Origin of the sequence: Streptomyces sp. NPDC006655, assembly GCF_040703965.1 — a bacterium.
GTDB lineage: Bacteria > Actinomycetota > Actinomycetes > Streptomycetales > Streptomycetaceae > Streptomyces.
Window position 1 is genome coordinate 1 of the sequence record NZ_JBEYJU010000176.1, and the last position, 8,867, is coordinate 8,867.

8 protein-coding genes and 5 pseudogenes are annotated in these 8,867 nt (G+C 70.0%); 6 read left to right on the top strand and 7 right to left on the bottom strand.

Annotated features, from left to right (window positions below):
- Positions 1 to 349: 349 nt before the first annotated feature.
- From AB0958_RS43285 to AB0958_RS43300, 4 genes are all read right to left on the bottom strand, one after another.
- Positions 350 to 757: a hypothetical protein gene (locus AB0958_RS43285; protein ID WP_366895989.1), complete on the bottom strand. Its 408-nt coding sequence runs from the start codon at positions 755 to 757 to the stop codon at positions 350 to 352.
- Between the two features lie 602 nt (positions 758 to 1,359).
- A complete protein-coding gene (locus tag AB0958_RS43290; RefSeq protein WP_366895994.1) occupies positions 1,360 to 2,079 on the bottom strand; it encodes a helix-turn-helix domain-containing protein in 720 nt (239 codons plus the stop codon).
- Between the two features lie 158 nt (positions 2,080 to 2,237).
- Positions 2,238 to 2,441, bottom strand: a complete 204-nt coding sequence (locus tag AB0958_RS43295; protein ID WP_020120296.1) for a cold-shock protein — start codon at positions 2,439 to 2,441, stop codon at positions 2,238 to 2,240.
- Positions 2,442 to 2,858: 417 nt separating this feature from the next.
- Positions 2,859 to 3,686 (bottom strand): ZIP family metal transporter, encoded by an 828-nt coding sequence (locus AB0958_RS43300; protein ID WP_366895990.1) that lies wholly within the window; start codon positions 3,684 to 3,686, stop codon positions 2,859 to 2,861.
- A 329-nt stretch (positions 3,687 to 4,015) separates the two neighbouring features.
- Here AB0958_RS43300 and AB0958_RS43305 point away from each other — a divergent pair.
- The 4 genes and pseudogenes from AB0958_RS43305 to AB0958_RS43320 form a co-directional block, all read left to right on the top strand.
- Positions 4,016 to 4,603 (top strand): annotated as a pseudogene (locus tag AB0958_RS43305) (transposase); the annotation flags it as partial.
- A 25-nt stretch (positions 4,604 to 4,628) separates the two neighbouring features.
- Positions 4,629 to 5,210 carry a LysE family translocator gene (locus AB0958_RS43310; RefSeq protein ID WP_366895991.1) on the top strand — a complete coding sequence of 194 codons (582 nt, stop codon included), beginning with the start codon at positions 4,629 to 4,631 and terminating at the stop codon, positions 5,208 to 5,210.
- Positions 5,211 to 5,241: 31 nt separating this feature from the next.
- Positions 5,242 to 5,484, top strand: coding sequence for a hypothetical protein (locus AB0958_RS43315; protein ID WP_366895992.1), 243 nt, complete (start codon positions 5,242 to 5,244; stop codon positions 5,482 to 5,484).
- 130 nt (positions 5,485 to 5,614) lie between these two features.
- On the top strand, positions 5,615 to 5,956 hold the full coding sequence (locus AB0958_RS43320; RefSeq protein WP_366895995.1) for a hypothetical protein: 342 nt from the start codon (positions 5,615 to 5,617) through the stop codon (positions 5,954 to 5,956).
- On the opposite strand, the pseudogene AB0958_RS43325 reads toward AB0958_RS43320, so the two are convergent.
- A pseudogene (locus AB0958_RS43325) lies at positions 5,949 to 6,083 on the bottom strand (transposase); the annotation flags it as partial. The gene AB0958_RS43320 and the pseudogene AB0958_RS43325 sit on opposite strands and share 8 nt — an antisense overlap.
- Before the next feature lie 81 nt (positions 6,084 to 6,164).
- On the opposite strand from AB0958_RS43325, the gene AB0958_RS43330 reads away from it, so the two are divergent.
- The gene (locus tag AB0958_RS43330) at positions 6,165 to 7,076 is read left to right on the top strand and encodes an ADP-ribosylglycohydrolase family protein (RefSeq protein ID WP_366895993.1); all 912 of its coding nucleotides are present in this window, start codon (positions 6,165 to 6,167) and stop codon (positions 7,074 to 7,076) included.
- A 104-nt stretch (positions 7,077 to 7,180) separates the two neighbouring features.
- Here AB0958_RS43330 and AB0958_RS43335 read toward each other — a convergent pair.
- Positions 7,181 to 7,646, bottom strand: a pseudogene (locus AB0958_RS43335) (transcriptional regulator).
- A 4-nt stretch (positions 7,647 to 7,650) separates the two neighbouring features.
- Positions 7,651 to 8,565: pseudogene (locus tag AB0958_RS43340) on the bottom strand (transcriptional regulator); the annotation flags it as partial.
- A 104-nt stretch (positions 8,566 to 8,669) separates the two neighbouring features.
- On the opposite strand from AB0958_RS43340, the pseudogene AB0958_RS43345 reads away from it, so the two are divergent.
- Positions 8,670 to 8,867: pseudogene (locus tag AB0958_RS43345) on the top strand (MFS transporter); the annotation flags it as partial.

The following is an 8,867-nucleotide window of genomic DNA, read 5'->3' on the forward strand; positions in this document are numbered from 1 at the left end:
CCGAGCACCACAGCCCACCACGGCCAGACACCCCGACAGTCCGGCTGGCCGGGCCCACCAGAGCCACCTCCACCAGCCGGAAAACAACCTAAATCACCGGTATTGACCCTAGCGTGCTCAGTCACATGCGGGACGCCAGGGCCACGGGCCGGTGGACGGTAGCAACAGTCCGTCCGCCAGCCCGTGGCGTGTGCAGGCGGTGTCGCAGGACATCTTCACGCGGACGCGAGCGGGCGTGTGTGGTTGGTTGGGAACGTCAGCGCCTCTGCGAGCGGCGACGTCCGGGAAACGGAGCGCCGGTCCTGCATACCTGGCAATTTGGGCTGCGTGAGAACGTCGCGGAAGCCGGTCAGGTCAGCCGGGTCACCGCGTAATCGAAGGTAGTCCCGGTGACGGTGTACGTGGCCGTCTGACCGTTGTCGCAGTAGGAGACGTAGGAGCTGCCGAACTCCTTGGTCCCACCGACCGCCCCGACATACGGACGGACGTCGGTGCCCTTCGGCCACGCCGTGGTGGACAGGTCGATGACCCTGGTCTGGTTGATCGGGTACTCGTCGGTCAGGGCCGACTGCTCCCCGGTGCGGGCGGTGGGGGCCCAGGAAAGAACGAAGCCGGCATTGTTGACGACAGCCACCTTCTGCACGCACGGCTGGGCCTGCGCGGGCGCCGCCACCGCGGTGACCGAGGGCAGGGCGGCCATCGCCGTCGCACTCACCAGGATCGCGGCCGACCGGCGGCCTAACAGGGTCCGGTACATGATCGAAACTCCCTCCCGGCCGGGACCGTCCCAGCCGGCGGACCGTCGAGTTGCCCGACGAGCCATCAGAAAACCTCTGGGATGGATGAGTTGAGAGCGACTTGCCTCTCGATGAGGGGATGCCGTTTTTGCTGACGAGTCTGTCGTCCCCACGGCACTCGCGGACTGGGCCCGCGACCGCCTCTCAGGGTGATGACAACCCCTCTACGCCTCCTCTCGCGCGCCCTGGTCCTGGTGCAGGTGGCGGGTGGGCAGCAGGACAGCTATGAACCTCACCAGGGATATGAGTAGTTCGACCACCCGGGAAGTCTGCCGCATTTCGCCGAGCGATTCGTGATCTTGGTCGTACCAACAGCCATCGCTGTTCGAGAGGCCGCCGCAGGGCAGGGTCGGCACTACCCGCTGCGGCAGCCTTCGCGGGTGAGGTCAGGAGGCGGGCCGGTAGGTGGCGGCCGGACCGATCGCGCCGGACCCGAACTTCTCCCGGATCCGGTCGGCCGCTCCCTCGGCGGTGAGGCGTGCGTGCCGGGCGGCGTCGAGGCTGAGCTGTTCGGCGGCCTGGTCGCCGTCGGCCAGGTCCTCTGCGCGCAGGGCGAGCGCGGTCAGCCGACCTCAATGTGGGCCTGCGCCGTCCATGAGCTGGTAGGTGAGCCGGCGCAGGTGGTCCTCGTACCCGGAGACGGCGGGCCTTCTCCCACGCCGGGCCGTCGGCTTCTGGTCTGCCGCTGGGGCTTGCGGCGGGTTGGTCTCGAGCGCCGTGCGCGGGCCACTTCACGGCGTAGTTCCCCGCGGCCCTGGACGTAGAGAGCCTGGTAAGCCGTCTCGTGGACCAGGTGCGTCTCCGGCCGGTCGGGAAACTGTGCCTTCAGAGCGTGGCATGACTGTTCCGGGCTCCACCGGCGGTCCAGGCCGGTCTGGACGAAGTCCCGCAGCTCAGGGTTCTGGTGGATCTTCCGCGGCTTGCGGCGGGGCCGGCGAGGTTCCGTGCGGGCCTGCACGGCACAGGGCCGGTAGTGCCACTGGCCGGTGGGGCTCGTTGTCCGGTTGCGGCGGGTCTCGCGGCTGACGGTGGACGGGCTGCGGCCCAGTTCCGCGGCAACGGCCCTGACCGCCGCGTTTTCCCGTATCCGGTCAGCGATGTAGATCCGCTCGTCCTGGCTCAGGCACCGCGAGGAGGCAGCAGACGGCGGCGCCACCGGACGAACCGGTGGCACCGCCTTGTTCTGGCCGGACGGCCCACGACCGTCACGCCAGCGTCTGCCGGTCGTCGAGTTCACCCCGACGATCCGGCACGCATCTTCGTTGGTTACGCCCTGCTGCATGAGCGGGAAGTATGCAGCTCGCTCAGCAGGGAGCTTCTTGCGGGCCTGAGGGCTCCGTACCTTCCGAACCTCGAAGTCCAACGCATCCCCTGAACTGGGGTGTTGCGACGACCGCTAGAACGGAAGGCCCCGGGATGCCGGGCCTTACCGAGGCGCGATCAGACGGGGCGGATGTTCTCCGCCTGCGGGCCCTTCTGGCCCTGCGTGACGTCGAACTCGACCTTCTGGCCCTCCTGCAGCTCACGGAAGCCCTGGGCGGCGATGTTGGAGTAGTGGGCGAAGACGTCGGGGCCGCCACCCTCCTGCTCGATGAAACCGAAGCCCTTCTCGCTGTTGAACCACTTCACAGTGCCCTTGGCCATGACTGTCTCCTTCGAGGGAAACCGGGCGTGCACCCTGCACGCACGGGAGGTGATCGCCCTGGTCCGGAGAGACGCTGAACAGCAGGAACGCCCGTGATGGCGATCACGGGCGAACGGAACTTCGGAACCACGACTGCTTACTCACAACGCTATAACGACGTGGCGGCAGCGGCTACCGATAACGCGCCAGCATCAGGACCCGTTCCATCGGCGTTCCCGGCATGGTCACCCCGCGACCGGGCTTTGTCTCCGCCTTGCCGGCAAAGAGCAGGTGACCGCGGAACGTGCTCACTCCGGCCTCGGACAGTCGGGGTGAGCCGAAGTGGTCAGCTCAGCGTGCAGAGCTTCACCGGGATCACGCACGCCAGTCGCCCGCGACTCTTCTCGGGAGCGCTGTCGGCAGGCGGGGCGGGAGCTTCAGGCCCCGGCGGCCGTGACGACGGCGTCGGTGGCGAAGCCGAGGACGAGGCCCAGCAGGACGCACCAGGTGGTCAGGGTCTTCAGTGCGGCCCTGCGGGCAACGGCCAGCAGTTCGATGACCACGTAGAGGATCGACCCCGCGGCCAGACCCAGGAAGGCGATCGACACGGTGTCGTTGACGAGGTGCTGGCCGACCACGGTGCCGAGGAAGGTCGGGCCGCCGCCGATCAGGCCGAGCAGCAGCAGCGTGGCCCATGAGGGGCGTTCGCCCTCGGCGGCCAGCGGGGCGACGATGCCGAACCCTTCGGTGGCGTTGTGCAGACCGAAGCCGATGATGAGGAGTACGGCGAGGGAGAGTTCGCCCTGTGCGGCGGAGTTGCCGATGGCCAGGCCCTCGGCGAAGTTGTGCAGGCCGATGCCGGTGGCGATCATCAGCGCGAGCGAGCCGGCCTGGCTGCGAACTCTGGGGGCCAGCTCGGCGGATGCGGCTGCACCGGGGCCGACGGGCCGCGCAGCCGAGGCCGCACGGCGGGCGATCCAGCCGTCGTAGTACACGAGGCTCATCAGCCCGGCTCCGAGGCCCACGGCCAGGGTGAGGCCCCCGGAGGCCACGGTCCCCCAGTCGTGCTTGCCCAGTGCTCCGTCGACCGGCTCCCAGGCGTGTGTCAGGACGTCCCAGACCAGGAAGATCAGGATGCCGATGGCGACGGCGTTCAGACCTGCGCGCAGTCGCGGTTTCGGGTTGCGCAGACGGCCGAGGGGCAAGCCGAGGTAGATGGTGAACCCTGCGATGGCGCCGAGCAGGACTACCTGGGAACCGGACATTAGGGGGACTCCAGTGGGATGAGCGAAGAAGTGCACCCTGAAGCTAGATGAGGATAGCCTTGCCTAATAGATCTCTGCGGGTCGATTTTGAGAAGACTTGGCGAATTCGTTACGCTCCGGCAAATGAGCGGGCCCCGCTGGTCTCGTCCGGCGCGGCGGCGGAGCCTAGCGGCGATGCTCCGCCGCCGCGACACCAGTCAGCGCGGGCGCCAGCCCCGGCCGAGTACGGCGGAGCAGACCAGCAGGACGAACATGGACGGGAGACGTTGACCCGTAGCGTCGCCCTCATCGTCCTCGCCGACGCCGAAAGCCACGCCGACCTCGGCAGGGTCCTGGCGGTCGACGTCTCACCGTGGCTGCTGCCGGACGCCACGACGTGCCCGGACCGCTCCTTCTGCCACACCTAAGGCCGGGGTGATGCCAAGCACCAGATGATCCCGGGCTGGCCGTACTCGGTCGTGGCCGCGTTGGAGACCGGCCGCACCTCGTGGACCGCCGTGCTGGATGCGATCCGCCTTCAGCCCGGCGCCGACCTCGCCGCCGTCACCACCGCCCAGATCCGCGAGGTCGTCGAGGGGCTCATCGCCGCCGGGCAGTGGCACGAGGGAGACCCGGAGATCCTGGTGGTACTCGACTCCGGGTACGACGCCCCGCGCATCGCGCACCTGCTGGGCGCCCTGCCCGTCGAGATCCTCGGCCGGCTGCGCTCGGACCGGGTCATGCGCCGCCCCACCCTGCCGCGGGTCTACGACCCTCAGGGCGGCCGACCGCCCAAGCACGGCAGCGAGTTTGCCTTCGGTGACCCGGCCACCTGAGGCGACGAGCAGACCGTGACGGTCGCTGATACCCGTCTTTACGGAAAGGCCACCGCGCAGGCATGGGACCGGCTGCATCCGCGGCTGACGAGACGGGCAGCCTGAGCAGTGGGTTGGGACTCGAAACTTGCACCCCGTCAAGGGGCGGGCCGCCGCGCTGGGTGCCCAGACCGGGCTGTGCGTGCACATGCTGGCCGCCGCCGTCGGGCTGTCGTTGATCGCTGCCCGTTCCCCGGTGGTCTACGACGGCATCAAGCTGCTGGGCGCGGCCTACCTGGTCTACCTGGGGATCCGGGCGGTCGCGGCCGCCCGGCGCACGGCCCACGAACGGCGCGCGGGAAGGGAATTTACCGGCGGGCCGCATGACACGAGCGCGCTGCGGGCCTCGACGGGAGACGGGCCGACCCGTGGCCGGTGGCGGCCCGGCTTCACCCAGGGATTTTTCACCAACGTGCTCAACCCCAAGGCGGCGCTGTTCTTCCTCAGCATCCTTCCGCAGTTCGTCCACGGCGGCGGCTCGACAACGCGGCAGATCTTCTTCCTCGGCATCCTGGACGTCCTGACCGGCGTCGTCTACTGGTTCGCTCTGGCCGCCGTCGCCGCACGTCTGCGCGCCCTGCTCGCCCGTCCGAAGATCCGCTACCGCTGGGAGCTGACGACCGGCTGGCTGTTCATCGCCATCGGTATCGGCGTCGCGGCGGCCTCCTGACACCACAGAAGCACAGAACGCCGCGGTCGCCGTGGCGCTGCACGTCACGGCCGTACCGACGGGGGCGGAGATCATGCGGACGCTGGTACGCGGCGGGCGTGGCCGGGTGGCCGGGCCCGCCGTCACCCAGGTGCTGCTGTGGCTCGGCGGACGACGGACGACGGACGGGGATCAGGCGACGGCCCAGTCGCGCAGCTGGCTGGCGATCCGGGTGACACCAAGCGTCCGGGAGGCCGCGTCGCGTACGAGGGCGACGGCCGCCATGTGCGGGTAGTGGATTGCGGGTGTGTCGTCCTTCCCTTCGTCGTCGGGGCCGGCCCCGCTTCCATGGCTGGCGCCTGCCGGGCCGGAAGAACGTCCTCGGCCGCTTCCGTTGTGCCGGGGATGTGGGACCGTCCAAGGGTGTGGGCCCAGGCCTGCGCGATCTCGCGACGCAGATCGTCGGCAGCCGTACGGACCTGACCGAGGTCGCTGAGCATGCGTTCCTGCCGTCGGCTCAGTTCGCGGTTCTCCTCCCGCACACCGGTCGTGCTGCAGGTGACGTGCTCCAGGACCTTGCTGTGCCGACCCACCTGCACCTGGTGCAGCGCCGTGATCCCGGCATGGGGGTCGGCGAGCATCCGGCGGATCTCGCCGAGCTCACCGAAGATCTTCTCGATGCCCCGTCGTGCCACGCGCCCTCCCTTCGCGATGACCGGAACATCCCTTCCGCCCGAAAGACCTCAAAGCGCCGCCAGCACAGATGAGTGCGCATCCGAGGGCGATGAAGGCTTCGTGGATGTCGTCGCGGGTCTCCCAGCGGATCCGCAGGCGACGGAACCAGTGCAGGTGAGCGAACGCGCGCTCCACGAACCAGCGTTGAGTGCCCAGGCCGCCCAGCATCATGTCCAGGTCAGAAGCCTGGCGCCCCGAAATGGGAGTGCAGGAGAGCCATCGCGCTGCGATACTGCGCCGATGATCAACGTGCCTACTGCTGTGCTGGATTCGTTGTACGGGCTCGCGTTCGGCGACGCCTTCGGTGACCGCTGGTTCGGCATCCTGCGCACGCATGGTGCGGCAGCCCTGGAGGCGCGGACGCTGCCCCCGGAACCGCTGTGGCGGTGGAGTGACGACACCGCTCAAGCGCTGGTTCTCGTCCGGGAGCTCGTCGAGGGCGGGGGGATCGTCGACCAGGACCGCCTGGCCCTGCGCCTCGCGGCGGCCTACGCCGAGGACACGCACCACAACTATGGGGCCTCCATGCATGACGTGCTGCGCCGGATCGATGCGGGCGAACCCTGGCAGGAGGTGGTCGCCGGACAGTTCGGCGGCCGGGGCTCCTGGGGCAACGGCGCGGCCATGCGCGCCGCCCCGCTCGGTGCCTGGCACGGCGCCGACCTCGATGTGGTCGCTGAGCAGGCCGCCCGCCAGGGTGCGGTCTCACACCACCACCCGGAGGCGGTCACCGGAGCGGTGGCGGTCGCCCTGGCCGCGGCGCTGGCGACCCGCAGCCGGGGCGGGCCCGCCCCGGCCAGATCGGACTTCCTTCAGGCAGTCGCCGAACGACTCCCCGACAGCGACGTCCGGTCGGGAGTGCGGATCGCGGCCCGGATGCCCGAGCGCACCTCGGTTCGGCACGCCGCGGAGGTCCTGGGCTCCGGCTACCGGATGTCGGGGCCCGACACCGTCCCGTACGCCCTGTGGTGCGCGGCGGGGCACCTCGACGACCTGCACGAGGGCCTGTGGGTCACGGTCGCCGGGCGCGGCGACATCGACACTACCTGCGCCATCGCGGGCGGGGTCATCGCCGCCCGCACCGGCGTCGCCGCCCTTCCTCCTGCATGGCACGAGGCATGTGAACCGCTGCCCCCGGTCGTGACGCAGTAAAAACTCCAAAGCAGCCTGGTAATGGGGCTGAAAAAATCTGCCCGCCGGGCGCCGGCATGTCCGGCTCTGCGATGTGGATTCGCAGCAGGCAGCTCGCCTGGTGCTCAGGCGGCGAAGCCGAGGTTGGTGACGTACTCGTACTGGCCCCACTGGGAGCCGAGGTCGACCACGGCGTCGTCGACCCACGCGGTGTCGAGGGCGTCGTCGTCACCGGCCGCCCAGGCGGCGACGATCCGGTCCCAGTGCCGCACGTTCAGGGTCCGGTACTCCACGGGCCGCATGTGGGGCCGGGAGACCTGTGACTCGTTGAGCGGGTGGAACTCGACGCGGGTGCCGCGGCCGTCGCGGTTGAGGCAGGCGAGGAGGTAGCGGGCGACGTTCTCGCGGCGGACCGCGCGGTAGGCCTGCTCGATCGCGGCGAGGTTCGCGCGGGAGGGTAAGCAGGCCACGGCGGGCGGTGATGGGGGTGGCGATGTAGCCGGCGAGGGCGTCCAGCTGGCGGGCGACGGCTTCGTGGCCCTTGATGCCGCGTGCGCCGAACTTGCCGAAGTCGAGGTTGCGTTCGGGCATGTCATCAGGCCTTTTCCGGGGTCGTCGCGGGGGTGGTGTCGCCGACGGTGTAGACGTCCTTGACCTTGACCTCGGTCACGCCGCGCCCTTCGGGGAAGACAGCGCGCCAGTCACCGGTCACGTGCAGTTCGTCGGTGCCCATGGCGCGGACCACCAGGAGGCCTTCGTCGTAGGCGCGGTGGGCCTTCCACCACAGGTTGGCGAACGCCTGGCTGCGGATGAGGTGCATCCAGTCGGTGCGGTACATCGCGCGGTTGTAGTTCGACTCGCCGAGGGTCGAGACGAACTTGCTGTACATGGCCTTGACGTATTCCAGGGTGACGTCGTCGCCGTCGGCGATGGCCTGGTCCCGGGCGTCTTTCAGCGTGATCCGGAACTTCTCCAGCAGGCCCTCGGTGGCCCTGGCGGTCCACGACTCATGGATCACCGGGGGGGTCGCACAGGGCGTACTTCGGGCCGGAGATCCGCAGCAGCAGCCGCAGGTGGGCTCCGTGACCCACAGCGGTACCGGTTCGTCCCGCTGCCCGATCGGGTTGGGGAGGTAGGCGTCGTGGTCACAGTCGGGCGGCGTGATCAGGTGGACCCCGGCACGGCGCCGGTCGTGCCGGCCGCCCTCGGAGCGCTCCAGTTGCCCGAGCGGCAGAAGCGTCTTCAGCGCGCTCAGGTAGGCGCCGTTGAGGTCCAGCGCGGTCACTTCGTGGACACCGGCCGGGAGTTCGGGGCGGGTCCACTTGGGGCGGGCCTCCCAGATCTGGTCGGCGTCGCGCGCGGACTGTTTGCGCAGGACGTCGGGCAGCCAGGGGTGCGCGACGATGTCGTACCGGCCGCCGATACGGGACTGGTCCAGCAGGTCCATCGCGTCCGGGATCGCCCGCTTCACCAGGGCCGCCGTCGCCGCCTCGACGTCACCGGAGTGCTCGCCGAGGTGATCCGGCCGGCCAGCGGACCCGGGGCGTTGGCGGGCCTGACCCGGCGCCCGGCCGCAACGACCTTCACCCCGCGCGCAGCCTGCCCCACCACGCCGCCGGCCCCGCCGTGATCGGCTGGCTGACCCACTTCGTCGCTCTCGGCCACGCCTTCGTGCTGTTGGCGCTGCTGTGCGTGACCACCGCCGTGGGCGCCCGCGTCCTGCGCACCGAGCCCGCCCTCGTCCGCCGGAGCGAAGGGGCGCCGCCAGCCGCCCGGCGCGGCGGTCGCCCACCTCGGGATCACGGGGCTCGC